The following is a 574-nucleotide window of genomic DNA, read 5'->3' as shown; positions in this document are numbered from 1 at the left end:
CCACCACAACGGCTTAACCTCGCGGCATACCATAACTCGCAGGCTCATTCTTCAAAAGGCACGCCATCACCCGACTACCCAGAACAAGTTCCAGGCCAGGCTCTGACGGATTACAGGCACATGGTTTCAGGCACTCTTTCACTCCCCTCCCGGGGTACTTTTCACCATTCCCTCACGGTACTCTCCACTATCGGTCACCGGACCTCTTTAGGCTTAGCAGACGGTCCTGCCAGATTCACACGAGCCTCCACGAAACCCGCGCTACTCGGGAACACCACCCGAACACCACCAACAACCTTCACCTACGGGACTCTCACCCTCTCCGGTCGACTTTCCCACGTCGTTCGACTAGCTGCTGATGCGTGAACCTGCCTGCGGCAGCAGACAACGGTAACGTCCCACAACCCCTGACCCGCAACACCTGCCGGCTATCACACGAACCAGGTTTAGCCTCCTCCGCTTTCGCTCGCCGCTACTCACGGAATCACTCTTGTTTTCTCCACAGCAGGTACTGAGATGTTTCACTTCCCCGCCACACCACCAACCAGCCTATACATTCAGCCAGCGGCAACCG

General features: G+C 57.3%; 1 rRNA gene. It reads right to left on the bottom strand.

The annotated features are described in order from the left end of the window. A 23S ribosomal RNA gene (locus tag E9998_RS25025) occupies positions 1-574 on the bottom strand; the annotation flags it as partial.

Source organism: Glycomyces paridis (genome assembly GCF_004912155.1).
Classification (GTDB): domain Bacteria; phylum Actinomycetota; class Actinomycetes; order Mycobacteriales; family Micromonosporaceae; genus Glycomyces; species Glycomyces paridis.
This window is presented reverse-complemented; position numbering and strand designations above follow the sequence as displayed.